General features: G+C 60.2%; 17 protein-coding genes. 8 read left to right on the top strand and 9 right to left on the bottom strand.

Annotation, left to right across the window (positions count from 1 at the left end; translation table 11 throughout):
- Positions 1-50 precede the first annotated feature (50 nt).
- The 6 genes from rraA (at position 51) to AC1RP7_RS17940 (ending at position 4,522) form a co-directional block, all read left to right on the top strand.
- A complete protein-coding gene (gene rraA / locus AC1RP7_RS17965) occupies positions 51-542 on the top strand; it encodes a ribonuclease E activity regulator RraA (protein ID WP_008027412.1) in 492 nt (163 codons plus the stop codon).
- Between the two features lie 26 nt (positions 543-568).
- A complete protein-coding gene (locus AC1RP7_RS17960) occupies positions 569-1,564 on the top strand; it encodes a zinc transporter ZntB (protein ID WP_150812371.1) in 996 nt (331 codons plus the stop codon).
- A 62-nt stretch (positions 1,565-1,626) separates the two neighbouring features.
- The gene (locus AC1RP7_RS17955; protein WP_008017601.1) at positions 1,627-1,875 is read left to right on the top strand and encodes a hypothetical protein; all 249 of its coding nucleotides are present in this window, start codon (positions 1,627-1,629) and stop codon (positions 1,873-1,875) included.
- 2 nt (positions 1,876-1,877) lie between these two features.
- On the top strand, positions 1,878-2,702 hold the full coding sequence (locus AC1RP7_RS17950; RefSeq protein ID WP_008048604.1) for a mechanosensitive ion channel family protein: 825 nt from the start codon (positions 1,878-1,880) through the stop codon (positions 2,700-2,702).
- Between the two features lie 90 nt (positions 2,703-2,792).
- On the top strand, positions 2,793-3,383 hold the full coding sequence (sigX, locus tag AC1RP7_RS17945; protein WP_015096065.1) for an RNA polymerase sigma factor SigX: 591 nt from the start codon (positions 2,793-2,795) through the stop codon (positions 3,381-3,383).
- A gap of 107 nt (positions 3,384-3,490) precedes the next feature.
- Positions 3,491-4,522 carry an OmpA family protein gene (locus tag AC1RP7_RS17940; RefSeq protein ID WP_057715703.1) on the top strand — a complete coding sequence of 344 codons (1,032 nt, stop codon included), beginning with the start codon at positions 3,491-3,493 and terminating at the stop codon, positions 4,520-4,522.
- A 73-nt stretch (positions 4,523-4,595) separates the two neighbouring features.
- Here the strand turns inward: AC1RP7_RS17940 and cobA are convergent, their stop codons facing one another.
- The 8 genes from cobA to AC1RP7_RS17900 form a co-directional block, all read right to left on the bottom strand.
- On the bottom strand, positions 4,596-5,360 hold the full coding sequence (gene cobA / locus AC1RP7_RS17935) for a uroporphyrinogen-III C-methyltransferase (RefSeq protein WP_057715702.1): 765 nt from the start codon (positions 5,358-5,360) through the stop codon (positions 4,596-4,598).
- A 10-nt stretch (positions 5,361-5,370) separates the two neighbouring features.
- Positions 5,371-8,088, bottom strand: a complete 2,718-nt coding sequence (locus tag AC1RP7_RS17930; RefSeq protein ID WP_493181784.1) for a nitrate reductase — start codon at positions 8,086-8,088, stop codon at positions 5,371-5,373.
- Positions 8,088-8,405: a nitrite reductase small subunit NirD gene (gene nirD / locus AC1RP7_RS17925; RefSeq protein WP_046042889.1), complete on the bottom strand. Its 318-nt coding sequence runs from the start codon at positions 8,403-8,405 to the stop codon at positions 8,088-8,090. The genes AC1RP7_RS17930 and nirD overlap by 1 nt, the downstream gene beginning before the upstream one ends.
- On the bottom strand, positions 8,402-10,855 hold the full coding sequence (gene nirB, locus AC1RP7_RS17920) for a nitrite reductase large subunit NirB (RefSeq protein ID WP_493181786.1): 2,454 nt from the start codon (positions 10,853-10,855) through the stop codon (positions 8,402-8,404). Before nirB ends, nirD begins: the two co-directional genes overlap by 4 nt.
- Before the next feature lie 289 nt (positions 10,856-11,144).
- Complete coding sequence (locus tag AC1RP7_RS17915; protein WP_493181788.1) at positions 11,145-12,812, bottom strand: bifunctional protein-serine/threonine kinase/phosphatase; 1,668 nt, start codon at positions 12,810-12,812, stop codon at positions 11,145-11,147.
- Between the two features lie 7 nt (positions 12,813-12,819).
- On the bottom strand, positions 12,820-14,031 hold the full coding sequence (locus AC1RP7_RS17910) for a nitrate/nitrite transporter (RefSeq protein ID WP_057715698.1): 1,212 nt from the start codon (positions 14,029-14,031) through the stop codon (positions 12,820-12,822).
- 336 nt (positions 14,032-14,367) lie between these two features.
- The gene (locus AC1RP7_RS17905) at positions 14,368-14,943 is read right to left on the bottom strand and encodes an ANTAR domain-containing response regulator (protein ID WP_008048624.1); all 576 of its coding nucleotides are present in this window, start codon (positions 14,941-14,943) and stop codon (positions 14,368-14,370) included.
- A gap of 15 nt (positions 14,944-14,958) precedes the next feature.
- The gene (locus tag AC1RP7_RS17900; RefSeq protein WP_493181790.1) at positions 14,959-16,170 is read right to left on the bottom strand and encodes a CmpA/NrtA family ABC transporter substrate-binding protein; all 1,212 of its coding nucleotides are present in this window, start codon (positions 16,168-16,170) and stop codon (positions 14,959-14,961) included.
- A 228-nt stretch (positions 16,171-16,398) separates the two neighbouring features.
- On the opposite strand from AC1RP7_RS17900, the gene AC1RP7_RS17895 reads away from it, so the two are divergent.
- Entirely contained in the window at positions 16,399-17,418 is a 1,020-nt protein-coding gene (locus AC1RP7_RS17895) for a quinone-dependent dihydroorotate dehydrogenase (RefSeq protein WP_090454050.1), read from the top strand.
- Between the two features lie 285 nt (positions 17,419-17,703).
- Here the strand turns inward: AC1RP7_RS17895 and rmf are convergent, their stop codons facing one another.
- Positions 17,704-17,919, bottom strand: coding sequence for a ribosome modulation factor (rmf, locus tag AC1RP7_RS17890; protein ID WP_003223300.1), 216 nt, complete (start codon positions 17,917-17,919; stop codon positions 17,704-17,706).
- Positions 17,920-18,449: 530 nt separating this feature from the next.
- On the opposite strand from rmf, the gene rlmKL reads away from it, so the two are divergent.
- The coding region (gene rlmKL / locus AC1RP7_RS17885; RefSeq protein WP_493183996.1) for a bifunctional 23S rRNA (guanine(2069)-N(7))-methyltransferase RlmK/23S rRNA (guanine(2445)-N(2))-methyltransferase RlmL at positions 18,450-20,643 on the top strand (2,194 nt) is incomplete at its 3' end.

Genomic DNA, 20,643 nt, shown 5'->3' with positions numbered 1-20,643 from the left:
TGGTCACTTTCCGACATCCTCGATTGTCTTCCTCTTACAGGAGTTTCTCGATGAACCATTACATCACGCCTGACCTGTGCGACGCCTATCCGGAGCTGGTGCAGGTGCTGGAACCGATGTTCAGCAATTTCGGCGGCCGTGATTCCTTCGGCGGCGAAATCGTGACCATCAAATGCTTTGAAGACAACTCGCGGGTCAAGGAGCAGGTCGAGCTCAAGGGGAATGGCAAAGTGCTGGTGGTAGACGGTGGCGGTTCCCTGCGACATGCGTTGCTCGGTGACATGCTGGCCGAGAAAGCCGCGAAAAACGGTTGGGAAGGGCTGGTGATCTACGGTTGCATCCGCGACGTCGATATCATCGCGCAGACCGATCTGGGCGTTCAGGCCCTCGCCAGCCACCCGAGGAAATCCGACAGGCGCGGGCTCGGCGATCTCAACGTTGTGGTGACGTTTGCCGGCGTGACGTTCCGTCCAGGCGAATACATTTATGCGGACAACAACGGCGTGATCATCTCGCCCAGCCCGCTGAAAATGCCTGAATAAAGCGCCGGTTGACCAAAGGAGTGCGGATGTTCGAGGAAGAAAACGCGCAATGGGGGCTGGTGCATGCCCTGGTGCTGGACGGTAAAGGCGGTGCGCGTTCGATTGCCCGGACTGAACTCGATGACTTGCAACTGCAGGCCCATGAAAGCCTGTGGCTGCACTGGGATCGCAGTCATCCGCAAACCCGGACCTGGTTGCGCAAATCCAGCGGTCTGAGCGAATTCAGCTGTGACCTGTTACTTGAAGAAAACACCCGTCCGCGACTTTTGCAGCTTTCGGACAGCGAACTGCTGCTATTTTTGCGCGGGGTCAATCTGAACCCTGGCGCCGAACCGGAAGACATGGTGTCGGTGCGGATTTTCGGCTCTGCCCAGCGTGTCATTTCCCTGCGTTTGCGTCCGTTGCGTGCCACTGACGAGTTGCTGGTGCAACTGTCCGAGGGCAAGGGGCCGAAAACTGCCTCCGAACTCATCCTTTGCATGGCGCAGTACCTCACCAACAAGGTGCAGGATCTGGTCAGCTGTCTCTCGGAAGTGGTCGATGAGGAAGAAGAAAAGCTGGATACCGACGAACGGTATACTCCTGAGCACGGGGCGGTTTTGCAGATTCGTCGCCGGGCGGCTGCGTTGAAGCGCTTTCTGGCTCCGCAGCGGGACATTTTCGGGCAGTTGACGCGAATCAAGTTGCCCTGGTTCGTCGAGGATGACGGCGATTACTGGAACGAATTGAACAATAGCCTGACCCGCTACCTCGAAGAGCTGGAATTGACCCGGGAGCGGGTGGGGCTGGTCCTGGAGGCTGAAGACCGTCGCTTGAGCGTGCGCATGAACCGCACGATGTATCGCTTCGGGATCATCACCGGGATCTTTTTGCCGATGAGTTTTCTGGCCGGGCTTTTGGGGATCAACGTCGGTGGAATTCCATTCTCTGCCAGCCCTTACGGCTTTCTGATCGCTTGCCTGATGATGGTCTCGGTGGCGCTCGGGCAGTGGTGGTTGTTCCGACGTTTGCGCTGGGTCTGAGGGAAACCATGTGACCCGACCAAAACTGACCGCGTCTCCCACAGACATCACGAGAGGTGCGTATGCACGATCCGTTTGAACAGTCTTTACGCGACATGCTCAACGCCTCACCGTCCACCCGGGACGACGATGCGTGCCTGGGGCGTGTGCTGAAAACCGCCAACCGCCAGGTCGGCGCCGGTGATCTGTTCAGCCTGCTGGGGCGCTGGTTGCCCGCACTGATGATCGCCCTGAATAACGGATCGGCCCATGTCGCGCCGGTATCCCGTCTTCGTAAACCTACTGCTCGCACTGCTGATAAGGCTGATTGAATATGGAACTTGATCTCTGGACTCAGAGCCTCGTCACTGCAATGACTGCGTTGTGGACCAAGGTTGCGAACTTCATTCCGAACCTGTTCGGCGCACTGGTTGTGCTGCTGTTGGGTTTTGTCGTGGCCAAACTGCTGGACACCTTGCTCTCGAAGTTGCTCGCCAAACTGGGCCTTGATCGCTTGATGGGTGGCACCGGCCTGACCAAATTGCTGTCCCGTGCAGGGTTGCAAGTTCCTATTTCGACGCTGATCGGCAAAATCGTCTATTGGTTCGTTCTGCTGATTTTTCTGGTTTCTGCCGCAGAATCCCTTGGCCTTGAGCGAGTTTCAGCTACGCTGGACATGCTTGCGTTGTATTTGCCGAAGGTGTTCGGCGCGGCGCTGGTGTTGCTGGTCGGTGTCTTGCTGGCGCAACTGGCCAACGGGCTGGTGCGCGGGGCGGCAGAAGGCGTGGGGCTGGACTATGCTTCAGGGCTTGGACGGATTGCCCAGGGCCTGGTGATCATCATCAGTATTTCGGTTGCGATCAGCCAGTTGGAGGTCAAGACTGACCTGCTGAACCATGTGATCGTGATTGTGTTGATAACCGTTGGTCTGGCAGTAGCGCTGGCCATGGGGTTGGGAAGCCGGGAAATTGCCGGCCAGATTCTTGCGGGAATCTACGTGCGTGAGCTGTACCAGGTTGGGCAACAAGTGCGTGTTGGCGAGGTCGAAGGCCAGATCGAAGAGATCGGCACGGTTAAAACCACATTGCTGACCGATGAGGGTGAGCTAGTCTCTCTTTCCAATCGGATCCTCCTTGAGCAGCATGTGAGTAGCCGCTAACCCGGCAAACCCTGCTAATGTATGCCGCCGCAAAATGCCTGCTCACGCTGGCTGCGGCGGACATTGACCTGACTGTCGGCCCGACTTGTTTTGAATAAAGCCCAATCGTTATCCATGCGCTACGACCCCCGCGAGCTCTCTGATGAGGAGTTGGTCGCGCGCTCGCATACCGAGCTGTTTCACGTAACACGCGCCTATGAAGAACTGATGCGGCGTTACCAGCGAACATTATTTAACGTGTGCGCACGATATCTAGGGAACGATCGCGACGCAGACGATGTCTGTCAGGAGGTCATGTTGAAGGTGCTGTATGGCCTGAAGAACTTCGAAGGTAAATCGAAGTTCAAGACGTGGCTATATAGCATCACGTACAACGAGTGCATCACACAGTATCGGAAGGAACGGCGAAAGCGTCGCTTGATGGACGCATTGAGTCTTGACCCCCTCGAGGAAGCGTCCGAAGAAAAGACGCCGAAACCTGAGGAAAAAGGCGGACTTGATCGCTGGTTGGTGTATGTGAATCCGATTGATCGTGAAATTCTGGTGCTACGATTTGTCGCAGAGCTGGAGTTTCAGGAAATCGCAGACATCATGCATATGGGTTTGAGCGCAACAAAAATGCGGTACAAACGCGCTCTAGATAAATTGCGTGAGAAATTTGCAGGCATTGCTGAAACTTAGTTCAGCGCAAATATCTCTTACGTGTAGGCAAGTTCTGTTAGACTTGCCGCCGAGTTGTCCCCCGGTTTGCGGGACTGCTTCACAATCACCAGATGGGGATTTAACGGATGAAACTGAAAAACACCTTGGGCTTGGCCATTGGTTCTCTTATTGCCGCCACTTCCATCGGCGCTCTGGCACAGGGCCAAGGCGCAGTTGAAATCGAAGGCTACGCAAAGAAGCAATATTTCGATAGCGACCGTAACTTCAAGAACGACGGCATCCTGCCGGGTGGTTCGATCGGTTACTTCCTGACAGACGACGTTGAACTGCGTCTGGCCTACGACGAAGTGCACAATGCCCGTGCAAACGATGGCAAGAACGTTAAGGGCGCGAACACCGCTCTGGACGCTCTGTACCACTTCAACAACCCAGGCGACATGCTGCGTCCTTACGTCTCGGGCGGTTTCTCCGACCAGAGCATCGACCAGAACGGCTCGAACGGTCGTAACCGTTCCACCTTCGCCAACGTTGGCGGCGGTGCCAAGCTGTACTTCACCGACAACTTCTACGCCCGTGCTGGCGTTGAAGCTCAGTACAACATCGACCAGGGCAACACCGAGTGGGCTCCTAGCGTCGGTATCGGTGTGAACTTCGGTGGCGGCAGCAAGCCAGCTGCTGCTCCAGTTCCAGCTCCGGAAGTTTGCTCTGACAGCGACAACGATGGCGTTTGCGACAACGTTGACAAGTGCCCAGACACCCCAGCCAACGTAACTGTTGACGCTGACGGCTGCCCGGCAGTTGCTGAAGTTGTTCGTGTTGAGCTGGACGTGAAGTTCGACTTCGACAAGTCGGTAGTCAAGCCAAACAGCTACGGCGACATCAAGAACCTGGCTGACTTCATGAAGCAGTACCCATCCACCAGCACTACTGTTGAAGGTCACACTGACTCCGTCGGTCCTGACGCTTACAACCAGAAACTGTCCGAGCGTCGTGCAAACGCCGTTAAACAAGTTCTGACCAACCAGTACGGTGTTGAATCGTCCCGCGTTCAGTCTGTTGGCTACGGCGAATCCCGCCCAGTTGCTGACAACAAAACTGACGCTGGTCGTGCAGTTAACCGTCGCGTAGAAGCGCAGGTTGAAGCTCAAGCTAAGTAATTAGCTCGCAGCTCTGAAAAGCCCGGCTCAGGCCGGGCTTTTCTTTGTCTGCGATTTAGTGGAACAGGTGAAACTACGCTGACTGATCTGCCGCCATCACAGGCAATTCACGCTCCCACAGCGATTGAGTTGCACAGGCTGCCACTGCACCGATCACCAGTATGGCAGGGCTTTTCAGCTGGAATCTGTAGGCAGCTTCATCCATGTTTGTGAGAGTGCTCCGACATTCCCGTTGATGGGGCAAGGAGGCATTTTCAATCATGGCCACGGGCGTATCCGTTGCCATGCCGCCGGCCAATAGCTGCTCACGGATTTCACCGAGCTTGGCCACTCCCATGTAAATCACCAGCGTCGTTCCGCCTTGGGCCAGTGCCTGCCAGTTCAATTGGCTGTCGTCCTGGGTGTGTGCGGTGACCAGCGTGACACCACGGGCTACACCGCGCAAAGTCAGCGGAATATCGCATTGCGTTGCCCCCGCCAGCCCGGCAGTGATGCCGTTGACCAACTCGGCTTCGACCCCACGCTCACGCAGCCACTGCGCCTCTTCACCACCGCGACCGAAAATGCATGGATCGCCGCCCTTGAGCCGCGCTACGCATTTACCCTGCCGGGCATAACGAAGCATCAGGCGATGGATGAACGCTTGCGGGGTAGAGCGGCAGCCGCCACGCTTGCCCACCGGAATGATCCGCGCCCCAGGGCAATGCTCGAGTACCGCGACATTGACCAGGTCATCGATCAGCACCACATCTGCCTCGCGCAAGGCACGTACCGCCTTCAACGTGAGCAACTCCGGATCACCCGGGCCCGCACCTACCAGCCAGACTTTTGCACTCATAGTGTTTTCCTCACGAGAAGACGGTGACTGGCTGCGCCGTGGCGGCCAGCAGGCGTTTGATTTCCGGAACGCAGGACCCGCATTGCGTGCCGCAACCCAGTTCTTGCTTGAGCCCCTGCAAGTCCAGGCCACGGCTGATGCCGGCGCAGATCGCGTTCTGGCCGACGTTCTTGCAATTGCACAGGATCTTGTTCGAGTTGAAGGACGTGTCGAGATTGCCCGGTGGTGCGCTCAGCGGCGCAAGCAGCCAGCGCCGCAGTTGCTGGTCCGCGCGACCTTCGAGCCACAGCCCCTGTAACCAGTGCTGGGCAAGGGTTTCACCGGCCAGTCGAATGGCAGTGATCCGGCCATTTTCGATCCGCACGCGCTTGCCTATGGCCCGTCGAGGGTCGTCGTAAGCCAGTACCGGGCCGTCATCGAGCGTCAGGTTTTTATCGATTTCGCTTAGCAACTCTGCCGAAGGTGCTGAAGTATTGGCAGCCCGTACAAGCAGGGCAGGGCGCTCACGGCCAACCAGACTGAGACTGACGTAGGAAAACGCCTCACAGAGCGGTCGTAGCGTTTCAAAATGCCGTTGAACATCGCCCTCGATCAGTGCGAATAGTTTCCAGGGCAAATCCACCGGATCCAGGCGAACACCGCTGTGTTTAAGTTCGGGCTGTTTCGACAAAGGATCGAATGCGGGCAGGGTGAGGCTGTTCACCCCGCCCTTGAGAAAACGGTCGCCCCAATGCATCGGTAAAAAGGCCTGGCCCGGGCGCACGCTGTCATCGCTGGCAACCGCGACGACGATTGCGCCGCGCCTGCTTTTCAGGCTGACCAGATCCCCCGGCTGCAGGCGATGGCGGCGCAGTTCGTCCGGGTGCAGGCTCAACTCCGCTTCGCTGACATGGCCAAACAGCTGCGCAGCGGTGCCGGTGCGGCTCATGCCGTGCCATTGATCGCGCAGCCGGCCGGTGATCAGGGTCAGCGGAAAGCGAGCATCGCGTTGCTCTTTGGCGGCACGGTATGGATCGGCCACGAACTGCGCGCGCCCATTGGCAGTGGCAAATACCCCGTCGACGTACAGCCGGGCCGTGCCTTCAACGGCACCCGCAGGGAAGGGCCACTGCTGCGGGCCGAGACGATCGATCAGTGCATGGCTGATACCGGACAGATCCAGGTCGCGACCTTGAGTCAGTTGTTTGTATTCGTCAAAGACCTGAGCGGGATTATCAAATTCAAACAGGCTGGCTTGGCCGGGACGCAGGTGTTTTTCCAGGCGTTGTGCGAAATCTACGGTGATTGCCCAGTCCGGCCGCGCCTCACCCGGTGCGACGATTGCCTGGCGTACGTGGGAAATGCGCCGCTCTGAGTTGGTCACGCTACCTTCCTTTTCCCCCCAACTGGCGGCGGGCAGCAGAAGGTCGGCGAACTTCGCGGTTTCAGTGGTGCTGAAGGCTTCCTGCAATACCACGAACGGGCAGGCTTGCAGAGCTGCGCGCACGGCCGTCTGGTCCGGCATGGATTGCGCGGGGTTGGTGCAGGCGATCCACAACGCCTTGATCTTGCCGTTGCGCACTTGCTCGAACAATTCGATCGCAGAGAGCCCGGGGCTGTCCGGCAGTTGCTCGACGCCCCAGTAGGACGCCACTTGCGCACGGTGTTGTGCATTGGCGGCGTCACGGTGACCGGGCAGCAAGTTGGACAAACTGCCGGTTTCCCGCCCGCCCATGGCATTTGGCTGACCGGTGAGGGAGAAAGGTCCGGCGCCGGGGCGACCGATCTGCCCGGTGGCCAGGTGCAGATTGATCAATGCACTGTTTTTCGCGCTGCCGGCGGTGGACTGGTTAAGCCCCATGCACCACAGCGACAGAAAGCTCGGTGATGTGCCGATCCACTCGGCACATTGCTGCAATTGCCCGAGGCTGATACCGCAGAGCTGCGAAACCATTTGCGGCGTGTAGTCACGCACCAGGTTTTTCAGCTCGGCCAGGCCTTCGGTGTGGTCCCTGATGAAGTCACGATCTATCCAGTCTTCCCACAGCAGCAGATGCAAAATCCCATGGAACAAGGCGACATCGGTGCCAGGCAAGATCGCCAGGTGCAGGTCAGCCAGATCGCAGGTATCTGTACGACGTGGGTCTATGACAATGACCTTCATCTGCGGCCGGCGGGATTTGGCTGCTTCCAGGCGGCGAAACAGCACCGGGTGGGCGTAGGCCATGTTGCTGCCGACGATCATCACGCAATCGCTCAGCTCCAGGTCTTCGTAGCTGCAGGGCGGGGCGTCGGCACCCAGGCTGCGCTTGTAGCCGACCACCGCCGATGACATGCACAGGCGCGAATTGCTGTCGATGTTGTTGGTGCCTACCAGGGCACGCGCCAGCTTGTTGAAGGCGTAGTAGTCCTCGGTCAACAGTTGCCCGGAAATGTAGAACGCCACGCTGTCCGGGCCATGTTCGGCAATGGTCGCGGCAAACACGCTGGTGGCGTGATCGAGGGCGGTATCCCAATCGGTGCGGTGGCGGGCCAGGCTTTTACCGAGGCGCAGTTCGGGGTACAACGCCCGCGCCGTCAAGTCGCCGGTCAGGTGCAGGGTCGAACCCTTGCTGCACAGTTTGCCGAAATTGGCCGGGTGCGCCGGGTCGCCGCTGACGCCGAGGATGTGCTCGCCGTCGTGCTCGATCAGCACCCCGCAGCCGACCCCGCAGTAACAGCAGGTGGACGCAGTGATCTGGCGGTCCATCAGCCTGCATCCCGCAGGGCCAGCATCACCCGGCCATTTTCCACCCGGGCGAGATGGTGATGGGCACAGCCGATGTCCGGGGCCAGGGCTTCGCCGCTTTCCAGGTCGATTTGCCAGTTGTGCAGCGGGCAGGCCACGCGCTTACCGTAGACCAGACCTTGGGACAACGGGCCGCCCTTGTGCGGGCAGCGGTCGTCGAGGGCGAACACTTCGTCGTCGCTGGTACGGAAAATCGCGATGTCTCCCTTTGGCCCGGCGATGATCCGCGAGCCCAGGGCATTGATCTCTTCCAGTGCACAGATATCCAGCCAGTTCATGCCAGCACCTCCAGGTTTTTCACGGGGATGACGTCGAATTCTTTTTTCAGCTGGGGCTGTTCCAGGCGTTCCTTCCACGGGTCCTGTTCGAACGACAGGGAGAACTGCAGGCGATCGTTGAGCGCCTTGCGCTGCTCCGGATCTTCCAGCACGGCTTTCTTGATGTGTTCCATGCCGACCCGTTGCAGGTAGTGCACGGTGCGTTCGAGGTAGAAGGCTTCTTCGCGATAGAGCTGCAGGAATGCACCGTTGTATTCGCGCACTTCTTCGGCGGTTTTCAGTTTGACGAAGAATTCCGCGACTTCGGTCTTGATCCCGCCGTTGCCACCGATGTACATCTCCCAGCCGGAGTCCACACCGATAATTCCCACATCCTTGATACCGGCTTCCGAGCAGTTGCGCGGGCAACCGGAGACAGCCAGCTTCACCTTGTGTGGCGACCACATGTTGAACAGGTCATGTTCCAGTTCAATGCCCAGCTGTGTGGAGTTCTGGGTGCCAAAGCGGCAGAACTCGCTGCCGACGCAGGTTTTCACCGTGCGGATGGATTTGCCATAGGCGTGGCCGGACGGCATGTCCAGGTCTTTCCACACCCCCGGCAGGTCTTGCTTGCGAATACCCAGCAAGTCGATGCGCTGGCCACCGGTGACCTTGACCATCGGCACGTTGTACTTGTCGGCGACGTCGGCAATGCGCCGCAGCTCTGAAGGATTGGTCACACCGCCCCACATCCGCGGGACTACAGAGTAGGTGCCGTCTTTCTGAATATTGGCGTGGGCGCGTTCATTGATCAGGCGCGATTGCGGATCATCCTTGGCTTCTCCTGGCCAGGTGGAGATCAGGTAGTAGTTGAGCGCCGGGCGGCAGGTGGCGCAGCCGTTGGGTGTGCGCCAGTTCAGGTAGCTCATGGTGCCGGCGATGGTCAGCAGGTGCTGCTCGCGGATGGCCTGGCGGATTTGCCCGTGGTTGAGATCGCTGCAGCCGCAGATGGACTTTTCGCTTTTCGGTTTGACGTCCGCCGCGCCGCCCACGGTGTTGATCAGGATCTGTTCGACGAGGCCGGCGCAGGAACCGCAGGAGCTGGCAGCCTTGGTGTGTTTCTTGACGTCGTCGACACTGAACAGCCCGTGCTCCTGGATCGCCTTGACGATGGTGCCCTTGCACACACCGTTGCAGCCGCAGACTTCGGCGTTGTCGGCCATGCTCATGGCTTTGTCCTGGCCCTGATGTCCTACGTCGCCAAGCGCATTTTCACCGAACATCAAGTGATCGCGGATCTCACTGATGGCGTGATTCTCACGGATCTGCCTGAAATACCAGCCGCCGTCTGCCGTATCGCCGTACAGGCAGGCGCCCACCAGCACGTCATCCTTGATCACCAGTTTTTTGTAGACGCCGCCAATCGGGTCCGAGAGGGTAATGGTCTCGGTGCCTTCACCGCCCATGAAGTCGCCGGCGGAAAACAGGTCGATACCGGTAACCTTCAATTTGGTCGAGGTCACCGAACCCTTGTAGGTGGCAAAACCCAGTTGGGCCAGGTGGTTGGCGCAGACTTTGGCCTGTTCGAACAGCGGCGCCACCAAACCATAGGCGATACCGCGGTGGCTGGCACACTCGCCGATGGCATAGATCCGTGGGTCGTAGGTTTGCATTGTGTCGTTGACCAGAATCCCGCGGCTGCACGGAATGCCGGATTTCTCCGCCAATTCGGTATTGGGGCGAATGCCGGCGGCCATCACTACCAGGTCAGCGGGAATGATGTCGCCGTTCTTGAATTGCACCGAACCGACCCGGCCGTTGCCAGCGTCGTGCAAGGCCTGGGTCTGCTCGCACAGGCGAAAGTGCAGGCCGCGAGATTCCAGCGCGGTTTGCAGCAACTGGCCGCTGGTCTTGTCCAGTTGCCGCTCCAGCAACCACTCGCCGATATGCACCACGGTGACGTGCATGCCCCGCAGCATCAGGCCGTTGGCGGCCTCCAGGCCGAGCAGACCGCCGCCGATCACCACGGCGTGCCGGTGGGTTTTCGCGGTGTCGATCATGGCCTGGGTGTCGGCGATGTCGCGGTAGCCGATCACGCCGTCTAGGGTATTGCCGGGAATCGGCAGGATGAAAGGCGTCGAGCCGGTGGCGATCAGCAGGCGATCGTATTCGGCTTCGCTGCCGTCTTCGGCAATGACCCGGCGCTTGACCCGGTCGATCTCCACCACCTTACGGTTGAGCAGCAGCTTGATGTTGTTTTCCAGGTACCAGTCCAGGTCGTTGAGCACGATTTCTTCGAAGGTCTGTTCGCCCGCCAGCACCGGCGACAGCAGGATGCGGTTGTAGTTGGTGTGCGGTTCGGCACCGAAGACCGTGATGTCGTACAGCTCCGTGCTCAGTTTGAGCAGCTCTTCCAGGGTCCGGACCCCTGCCATGCCGTTGCCGATCATCACCAGTTTTAGTTTTTTCATCAGGTTCTCCGGGGAGCTCGGGCCTGCCTCATCAGTGGCAGGCCATGCTCGACAAATTTTGCGCAAACAAAAAAAGGCGTCCCGCTAGTTGCCTAGCGAGGACGCCTTTGTCCTGGTCCCGTTCTCTCGGGAAGTGCAACCTTCGTCGTTGAAGCCTGCGCTGTATGTCTGTTGAAAGAGGTAATGCAGTGGTTATGCCAAGTCGCTCAAATCCCGTGTTTGTTGGCATTTTCCCCGTTCACAAGGGCAGAACCGTGAGGGAGTGCACCGATTCAAGGCGCTTTGCCCGCTAATGGAGCGCAACCATCAGCAGCACCAGATTGAGCAGCAACGATACCAGCGCCAATGTTCGCCAGACTTTCAGCGGTTCGCGCTCCAGCAAAGGCCTGGGGCGCACGCTCAAGCTGTGGCGCTCGCCCTGTTCGATCAGTAGCAGCCATTCTTCCGCTGTTTCGAAACGCTGGTCGGGGGCCGCCGCCACGGCGCGCTCCAGGCTATGGGCGATCCAGTCCGGCAGGTCGGGCCGGTAGCGGCTGGCGTTGACCGGGAGGCCAAACCTCGGGCGCTGGAAGGCTTCGATTTCGCCATAGGGGTAATGCCCGGTGAGCAGGAAATACAGGGTTACTCCGACGGCGTACAAGTCCTGCTGTGGCGTCGGTACTTCGCCGCGAAAGGCTTCGGGTGCGATGTAACTGGGTGTACCCGGCAGCGCCCAGGGCAGATCTTGCGAAAGCCCGGGGCAGTAGGCGAGGCCAAAATCCAGCAGGCGCAACTCACCATCGTCCCCCAGCAGCAGGTTTTCCGGTTTGATATCGCGATGCAGGATCTGCCGTCGATGCAACAGGCCGACCGCTCGCAGCAAGCGTTCGGCGATGTCTTGCCACTGGGGCAGCGGCAGCGGCCCGCCTTGCTCATGTCGTTGGGCCAGGGTAACGCCCGAATATTCACGCATCACGTAGTACAAATGCTGACGCTGACTGGCGGAGTGGACTTCAGGAAAATGTCGACCGGCCACGCGTTTGAGAAACCATTCTTCCGACAGTAACGCTTGCCCGGCCTGATGATCGTCGTGCAGGCGACCGGGCAGGGTTTTCAACAGCCAGGGTTGTTGCTGGCTGTCGCGAACGCGATAAAGCAGCGATTGCTGGCTCTGTGCGACGATCCCCTCGACCTGCCAGCCCTCGAACGCCTGACCCGGTTTCAGGGCAGGCGGCAGTGGCCATTGCTGTAAGTGCATCAACGCATCGCCAATGCTCGCTTCGCCGAGGGCATCGACCCGCACCAGCATGGCGCTGGCGTTGTCCTGGCTGCCCGCCAGGTGCGCAGCATTGACCAGGGTGTTCGCAGCGCTGTGCAAGTCCGGTTGATCGCGCAGGATCGCGGCAATGGCGGTATCGCCCAGGACGGCCCAGACGCCGTCGCTGAGCAGGACGAAGCATTCATCGGGGCGCAACTCACCGTCGAGAAAATCCAGCACCAGGTGTTGATCGAGCCCCAGCGCCCGTTTCAGCACATGCTGCATGCCCGGCTGGTCCCAGACATGATCCTCGCTGATTCGCTGCAATTGGTCGGCATGCCAGCGATACACCCGACAATCGCCGACATGGGCCAGGGTAAAACGCCGGCCGCGCAGGACCAGCGCACTCAGGGTGGTCAGCAGCGGTTGTCCGCCGCCATTGGCCTGTAACCAGCGGTTCTGCGCCAGCAGCAGGCGATCGAGTGCCTGTGCGGCGCTCCAGGTTTCCGGCGTGGCGTAGTAATCCAGCGCCAGGGCCTGCAGCGTCGAACGGGCAGCCAGACCGCCATCGACGCATTGGCTGACACCGTCGGCAATCGCGAACAGATAACCCTTGCTCGCGGCCAGCGCCGGAGCCGGCGTGACCAGGCGCAGGGCATCCTGGTTTTCCTCGCGAGGACCGATGGCGCTGGCTTCGGCGAAACTCAGTTGCAGGCTCATCGGGGCGTCAGACTCGCGCTGCCGTCACGGCGGCCGAACCCCAGGTGGTTCTCCAGCGACGTTTTACGCCGTGCAGACCGAACCAGGCCAGAACGCCGAGGCTGGCGAACAACCACAGTGCCAGTTGATAGCTGCCGGTGCTTTGCTTGATCGCGCCCATGCCGGCCGCGAGGGCAAAGCCACCGATACCGCCGGCCATGCCGATCAGGCCGGTCATCACGCCGATTTCCCGGCGAAAACGCTGGGGCACCAATTGGAATACCGCGCCATTGCCTGCGCCCAGACCGAGCATGGTGCAGACGAAAAGTGCCAGTGCGGCGTAGGAACTCGGCAGATTGAAGCCGACCACGGCAATGCAGATCGCCGCGACGGTGTACATCGCCAGCAGAGTCCGAATGCCGCCGAACCGGTCAGCCAGCGCGCCACCCAAGGGGCGCATCAGGCTGCCGCCGAACACGCAGGCTGCGGTGTAGTAGCCGGCGGTCACCGGGCTCAAGCCGTACTGGTCGTTGAAATAACCGGGCAGGGCACTGGCCAGACCGATGAAGCCGCCGAATGTCACGCTGTAGAAAAACATGAACCACCAGCTGTCACGATCGCCCAAGGCCTTGAAGTAGTCGGCCATGGATTTGGCTTTTGGCCGCTCGGGGGCATTGCGGGCCAGCCAGGCGAAGACGATCAGGGTCAGAATCAGCGGAATCAGGGCGAAACCGAACACGTTGCTCCAGCCAACCGCCGCCGCCAGCACCGGGGCGATCAATGCGGCGAGCACCGTGCCCGAGTTCCCCGCGCCGGCAATGCCCATGGCCTTGCCTTGATGCTGCGGCGGATACCACTGCGAGGCCAGGGGCAGGGCGACGGCGAACGAAGCGCCGGCCATGCCGAGGAACAGGCCCAGCAGCAACGCCTGCTCGTAGCTGTGGATCCCGAGTTTCCAGGCGCCGAACAGCGCGCAGATCACGATGACCTGACCGATCAGGCCGGCGGTTTTGGGCGACAGGCGATCAGCCAGCATCCCCATCACGAAGCGCAACACCGCCCCGGCCAGAATCGGCGTGGCGACCACCAGCCCTCGTTGCTGCGTCGTCAGGTGCAGGTCGGCGGCGATCTGTACTGCCAAAGGACCGAGCAGGTACCAGACCATGAAGCTCAGGTCGAAATAGAGGAAGGCTGCGAACAATGTGGGTGTATGGCCGGATTTCCAGAAGCTTGAATTCATTGCGCACCTCAGCTGTGAAGAGTCTCGAAAGGAGTCATGAGCTTGCAGGTGGGGCGCCGATACGGCCGCACCACCGGCCCCGTGCTGTGGGGCCAAAACGAAAAAACGCCGCTACCCGATCCGCCAAGGGCAAATGAGGTGAGCGACGTCTTTGTCGTAGGTGGGGCAACCGCCGTTGGTTACCTGTGGTGATTACTTAGCGAGATCTGTGCCAACACTCGAAATCGAGCGGCCATTCGCGAGCAGGCTCGCTCCCACAAGGGAATGGCGTCGAACACAAACCACCTGTGGGAGCGAGCCTGCTCGCGATGGCGCCCTTACAAGCGCCACTGGACTTCAGCCGAGCAACTCGCTCATGGCAATAATCTGCTCCGCCACTTGAATCAGCTTCTGCTGGCGGCTCATCGCCTGGCGGCGCATCAGTGTGTAGGCCTCTTCCTCGTTGCAGTCCTTCATTTTCATCAGCAGTCCCTTGGCCAGTTCAATGCGCTTGCGCTCGGCCAATTGCTGGTCGCGGGCATGCAGTTGGGCACGCAAGGCCTGATCGCTTTCGAAACGTGCCATGGCCACATCGAGAATCGGCTGCAGGCGTTGTGCGTGAATGCCTTCGACGATGTAGGCGCTGACACCGGACTTGATCGCCTGTCGCATCACATCGGGGTCGTGTTCGTCTGTGAACATCACAATCGGTCGTGGCTGGTCGCGAGTCACCAGCACCACTTGTTCCATGACATCGCGGCCCGGTGACTCGGTATCGATCAGAATCACATCCGGACGCACCGTTTCGACGCGTTCGGGCAGGTCGATGGTCAGGCCGGATTCATCGATCACTTCGAATCCGGCCTCGGTCAGGGCGGCCTTCAGGCGCCCGACTTTTTTAGCGGTGTCGTTGATCAGCAGGATACGCAGCATGTTCATGGTCTCCTGTCAGCGGCTGGCGGATCGGTGCGAGCTGTCGCTCATGGCGTGCAGTTTGAAACTGCGGGCATAACCGGCCGGGTCCGAACCGTCCCAGGTCTTGCCGTCGATCAACTGACTGCTGCGCATCTCCTTGCCCCGTGCCGCGACCCCTACAGCGCTGGCCGCTTCACGATACAAGTCTAGTTGCTGGACTTGACGGGCCACGGCGAGGTAATCCGGGTCGTCGCGCAACAAACCCCAGCGACGGAACTGGGTCATGAACCACATGCCATCGGACAGGTACGGCAGATTGACCTCGCCTTCACCGTGGAAGCGCAGGGCGTGTGGGTCTTGCCAGCGATTGCCCAGACCATCGACATAATCGCCCAGCAGGCGCGGCTCGATGCACTCCAGCGGCGAATCGAGGTATTGCGCTGCACTGAGCAATTGCGCGGTGCTGCGACGATTTTCGCTGCTTTCTTCGATGAAGCGACTGGCCTCCAGAATCGCCATCACCAACGCGCGGGCAGTGTTGGGGTATTGCTCGACGAAGGCGCGGGTGCAGGCCAGGACCTTTTCCGGATGATCGGGCCAGATGGTCTGGGTCGTGGCCAAGGTGAAGCCGAGGTCCTGTTGCACGGCGCTGGCGGACCAGGGTTCGCCGACGCAGAGCCCGTCGATGCGCCCGGCCCGCAGGTGCGCGACCATTTGCGGCGGCGGCACCACCACGCTGTCGACCTCCAGGAGCGGGTGAATGCCCTGGCTGGCGAGCCAGTAATACAGCCACATGGCGTGGGTGCCGGTTGGAAACGTCTGGGCGAAGGTGAATTTTGAGCGAGTTTGGTGCACGTGCCGTTCCAGTGCTTCAGGACTGGTCACTCCAAGCGCTTGCAAACCTCGGGACAGGTTGATGCTCTGGCCGTTCTGATTCAGGCCCATCAGCACGGCCATGTCGGTCGCGGCCACGCCACCGATGCCCAGGTGAACGGCGTAAACCAGACCGTAGAGGCTGTGGGCGGCATCGAGTTCGCCGCTGACCAGTTTGTCCCGCAGGTTGGCCCAGGACGACTGACGCTTGAGGTTCAGGGTCAAGCCATGGGGTTGGGCGAAGCCCTGGGTGGCGGCGACAACCACCGAGGCGCAGTCGCTCAGAGCCATGAAGCCGAGATTGATTTCGGTTTTTTCCGGGGCATCGCTGCCATTGACCCAGGCCAGAGGGCCGGCTGATGGTTCGTTCATCGCGTGTTCACCTTGCAAAAAAAACGTCGTCCCGAGTTCTTGCATGAGCAGGTCGGGGACGACGCCATTGTCTTTGCACACATTCGGTCGTTGGCATGGGTGCTGGTGCCCAGAGTGGTGCAAGGCATATGCCATTATCCGTTGATTTGATCACGCGCCTCGCTTGCCACCCCGTTGCCCGGCTATAATCGCCGCCTCAATTCGCCGCCAATCGAGTCAAATCCGCCCATGTACACCCTGGCCCGTCAGCTGTTGTTCAAACTCTCCCCGGAAACCTCCCACGATCTGTCCCTGGACCTGATCGGCGCGGGCGGGCGTCTTGGGCTCAACGGCTTGCTGTGCAAGGCCCCGGCGAAGACGCCGGTGAATGTCATGGGCCTGGACTTCCCGAATCCGGTGGGGCTGGCCGCCGGCCTGGACAAGAACGGCGCGGCCATCGATGGTTTCGCCCAACTGGGTTTCGGTTTTGTCGAAATCGGCACCATCACGCCGCGTCCGCAGCCGGGCAACCCGAAGCCGCGCCTGTTCCGTCTGCCGGAAGCCGAGGCGATCATCAATCGCATGGGGTTCAACAACCTCGGCGTCGATCACCTGCTGGCCCGCGTGGCGGCGGCCAAATACAAGGGCGTGCTGGGCATCAACATCGGCAAGAACTTCGATACGCCGGTCGAGCGTGCCGTGGACGACTACCTGATCTGCCTGGACAAGGTCTACGCCCACGCCAGCTATGTGACGGTCAACGTCAGCTCGCCGAACACGCCGGGCCTGCGCAGCCTGCAATTCGGTGACTCGCTCAAGCAGTTGCTGGCCGATCTGGCCGAGCGCCGCGCGGAACTGGCATTGCGTCATGGCAAACATGTACCGCTGGCGATCAAGATCGCGCCGGACATGAGCGACGAAGAAACCGCACAAGTTGCGCAAGCGCTGATCGAAACCGGGATGGATGCGGTCATTGCGACTAACACCACCCTGAGCCGTGTAGGCGTCGAAGGCATGGAGCACGGCGAAGAAGCCGGTGGTCTGTCCGGCGCGCCGGTTCGCGACAAGAGCACCCACACCGTGAAAGTGCTGGCATCGGAGCTGGGTGGTCGGCTGCCGATCATCGCTGCCGGCGGTATTACCGAAGGCAAGCACGCAGCGGAGAAAATCACCGCGGGCGCGAGCCTGGTGCAGATCTACTCGGGCTTCATCTACAAAGGCCCGGCGCTGATTCGTGAATCCGTAGACGCAATCGCAGCACTACGCTAGCGAGCTTTTGTGGCGAGGGGGCTTGCCCCCGTTCGGCTGCGAAGCAGCCGCAATTCCGGCCACTGTGTTTTACCGGTGTCACCGAGTCGATTGGTTTCGGGGCCGCTTCGCGACCCAACGGGGGCAAGCCCCCTCGCCACAAGGGTATCGTCGCTGAATGTGAAGCAGGTATAAAAAAGGGCCCCTTTAAAGGAGCCCCTGGGCCGGAGCCCGCCGTCCGGATGGGACGTGCATGGTTAATTCAGTACAAATCAGATTGTCGTGTCGGAGTGTTCTGCCCTGTAATTAGCCGACGGCGTGAAGTTCGTTGAGTCTGTGGATTCCCGCAGTGCCGGTCATACCGTCCCAGTTGTCGCCGCGTCCTTCTCGCCAGCCGTTAATCCAGGCTTGACGTACCGACGGTAGAGTAAATGGGCAAAGCTCACGGGATTTACCACCAACGCCATATTGATATCCGCGCAAAAATGCTCTTTCCAACGGATCACGCTTAAGTCTTCTCATAGGGTGTTGCCCTCACTTGTTGACTGTATTTATCGCGTCGACCTCTATTGAGGTCTGGCAGAAAAACTCTGCCGTTGGGGGCTCGTTGCCGGCGTGACGAGCCAAGGTGTTGGCGTCATTGCGGCGCCAACCTGTATTGAGTTCTAACCAATGCGTCACATCGAGGGAATGATCGTTTTGTCATAAGGACGTAACCGTTCATGTGCTAACGCCATAAGTAACAGAGCGTTTGTAGCGTATTTATTGGCCAAACCCCGGTATGATCGGCTCTGCGCTGGATGATGGGCTTAATCCTTTAGTGAGAATGGCTCCCGTTGCCGGGAAGCACTATTCGACGAAGGGTCGACTTATGACATTTTGTTGCATCAACTTTTTTATCTGTCCTTGCATCTAAGCTCATTTAACCCGAGCAGCAGGGGTGGAACGGCACACCTTCGTGCCACGCGGGCGCTCTTCGAGAAAAGTGCCTGATTGAAAACCGGACCGGCAATGCGTTGCCCGGTCACTTAGCTAAAGGTTCTGGAATTCCCATGTCCGATCGTTTCGAACTCTTCCTCACTTGCCCAAAAGGCCTTGAAGGCCTGCTCATCGAGGAAGCCGTCGGGCTTGGCCTTGAGGAAGCGCGGGAGCACACCTCTGCCGTACGCGGCATGGCCACCATGGAAACCGCTTATCGCCTGTGCCTGTGGTCACGCCTGGCCAACCGCGTGCTGCTGGTGCTCAAGCGTTTCCAAATGAAGGACGCCGAAGACCTGTACCACGGCGTGCTGGACATCGAGTGGCAAGACCACATGCTCAATGACGGCACCCTGGCCGTCGAATTCAGCGGCCATGGCTCAGGTATCGACAACACCCACTTCGGCGCGCTGAAGGTCAAGGATGCCATCGTCGACAAACTGCGCACCCCGCAAGGCGACCGTCCGTCCATCGACAAGCTCAACCCGGACCTGCGCATTCACCTGCGTCTGGATCGTGGCGAAGCCATTCTGTCCCTTGACCTGTCCGGTCACAGCCTGCACCAGCGCGGCTATCGCTTGCAGCAAGGTGCGGCGCCGCTCAAGGAAAACCTCGCGGCCGCCATCCTTATCCGTTCCGGCTGGCCCCGTATCGCGGCCGAAGGCGGCGCTCTGGCCGACCCGATGTGCGGCGTCGGCACGTTCCTGGTGGAAGCCGCCATGATCGCTGCCGACATGGCGCCGAACCTGCGTCGCGAGCAGTGGGGCTTCACCGCCTGGCTCGGTCACGTACCGGCGCTGTGGAAAAAACTCCACGAAGAAGCCACCGAACGCGCCGCGGCCGGCCTGGCCAAGCCGCCGCTGTGGATTCGCGGTTACGAAGCCGACCCGCGCCTGATTCAACCGGGCCGCAACAACGTCGAACGTGCTGGCCTCAGTGAGTGGATCAAGATCTACCAGGGCGAAGTCGCGACCTTCGAGCCGCGTCCGGACCAGAACCAGAAAGGCCTGGTGATCTGCAACCCACCATACGGCGAGCGTCTGGGCGACGAGGCGAGCCTGCTCTACCTCTACCAGAACCTTGGCGAACGCCTGCGTCAGGCTTGCCTCAACTGGGAAGCCGCGGTGTTCACCGGCGCCCCGGACCTGGGCAAGCGCATGGGCATCCGCAGCCACAAGCAGTATTCGTTCTGGAACGGCGCCTTGCCGTGCAAGCTGTTGCTGATCAAGGTGTTGCCGGATCAATTCGTCACCGGCGAGCGTCGTACTCCGGAGCAGCGCCAGGTCGAGCGCGAGCAAGCCGCCTACGATCAGGCGCCGAACGAACCGCAGGAACGCAAGTTCAACAAAAACGGCAACCCGATCAAACCGGCGCCGGCACCGGCTCCAGTGGTCGAGCAGCCGCGCCTGAGCGAAGGCGGGCAGATGTTCGCCAACCGCCTGCAAAAGAACCTCAAGGCCCTGGGCAAGTGGGTCAAGCGTGAAGGCATCGACTGCTACCGCGTGTACGATGCCGACATGCCGGAATACTCCATGGCCATCGACCTGTATCACGATTGGGTACATGTCCAGGAGTACGTCGCGCCGAAATCAATCGATCCGGAAAAGGCTTCGGCCCGCATGTTCGATGCCCTGGCAGCCATCCCGCAGGCGTTGAACATCGACAAGAGCCGTGTGGTGGTCAAGCGCCGCGAGCGCCAGAGCGGCACCAAGCAGTACGAGCGCCAGGCGGCACAGGGCAAGTTCGTCGAGGTCAATGAGGGTGGCGTGAAGCTGCTGGTGAACCTCACCGACTACCTCGACACCGGTCTGTTCCTCGACCACCGGCCGATGCGCATGCGTATCCAGAAAGAGGCGGCCGGCAAGCGCTTCCTCAATCTGTTCTGCTACACCGCGACGGCCAGTGTGCATGCGGCCAAGGGCGGCGCGCGCAGTACCACCAGTGTCGATCTGTCGAAAACCTATCTGGACTGGGCGCGTCGCAACCTGTCGTTGAACGGTTTCTCCGACAAGAACCGCCTGGAGCAGGGTGATGTGATGGCGTGGCTCGAAGCCAGTCGTGACGAGTACGACATGATCTTCATCGACCCGCCGACGTTCTCCAACTCCAAGCGCATGGAAGGTGTCTTCGACGTGCAGCGCGACCAGGTGCAACTGATCGACCTGGCCATGGCGCGACTGGCTCCCGGCGGCGTGTTGTACTTCTCCAACAACTTCCGCAAGTTTGAACTGGAAGCCAATCTCGGCGAGCGTTATGCAGTCGAGGAGA

This window comes from Pseudomonas sp. GW822-FHT01E03 (assembly GCF_058802985.1).
This window is presented reverse-complemented; position numbering and strand designations above follow the sequence as displayed.

Excerpts from the sequence above, each read along its gene's own strand:
- nirD (WP_046042889.1), bottom strand. The coding sequence starts at position 8,405 with ATGAACTGGCTGGATATCTGTGCACTGGAAGAGATCAATGCCCTGGGC.
- rraA (WP_008027412.1), top strand. The coding sequence starts at position 51 with ATGAACCATTACATCACGCCTGACCTGTGCGACGCCTATCCGGAGCTG.
- rmf (WP_003223300.1), bottom strand. The coding sequence starts at position 17,919 with ATGAGAAGACTTAAGCGTGATCCGTTGGAAAGAGCATTTTTGCGCGGA.
- AC1RP7_RS17915 (WP_493181788.1), bottom strand. The coding sequence starts at position 12,812 with ATGAGCCTGCAACTGAGTTTCGCCGAAGCCAGCGCCATCGGTCCTCGC.
- AC1RP7_RS17910 (WP_057715698.1), bottom strand. The coding sequence starts at position 14,031 with ATGAATTCAAGCTTCTGGAAATCCGGCCATACACCCACATTGTTCGCA.
- AC1RP7_RS17930 (WP_493181784.1), bottom strand. The coding sequence starts at position 8,088 with ATGGACCGCCAGATCACTGCGTCCACCTGCTGTTACTGCGGGGTCGGC.
- cobA (WP_057715702.1), bottom strand. The coding sequence starts at position 5,360 with ATGAGTGCAAAAGTCTGGCTGGTAGGTGCGGGCCCGGGTGATCCGGAG.
- AC1RP7_RS17950 (WP_008048604.1), top strand. The coding sequence starts at position 1,878 with ATGGAACTTGATCTCTGGACTCAGAGCCTCGTCACTGCAATGACTGCG.
- AC1RP7_RS17940 (WP_057715703.1), top strand. The coding sequence starts at position 3,491 with ATGAAACTGAAAAACACCTTGGGCTTGGCCATTGGTTCTCTTATTGCC.
- AC1RP7_RS17900 (WP_493181790.1), bottom strand. The coding sequence starts at position 16,170 with ATGAACGAACCATCAGCCGGCCCTCTGGCCTGGGTCAATGGCAGCGAT.
- AC1RP7_RS17960 (WP_150812371.1), top strand. The coding sequence starts at position 569 with ATGTTCGAGGAAGAAAACGCGCAATGGGGGCTGGTGCATGCCCTGGTG.
- nirB (WP_493181786.1), bottom strand. The coding sequence starts at position 10,855 with ATGAAAAAACTAAAACTGGTGATGATCGGCAACGGCATGGCAGGGGTC.
- AC1RP7_RS17955 (WP_008017601.1), top strand. The coding sequence starts at position 1,627 with ATGCACGATCCGTTTGAACAGTCTTTACGCGACATGCTCAACGCCTCA.
- AC1RP7_RS17905 (WP_008048624.1), bottom strand. The coding sequence starts at position 14,943 with ATGCTGCGTATCCTGCTGATCAACGACACCGCTAAAAAAGTCGGGCGC.
- AC1RP7_RS17895 (WP_090454050.1), top strand. The coding sequence starts at position 16,399 with ATGTACACCCTGGCCCGTCAGCTGTTGTTCAAACTCTCCCCGGAAACC.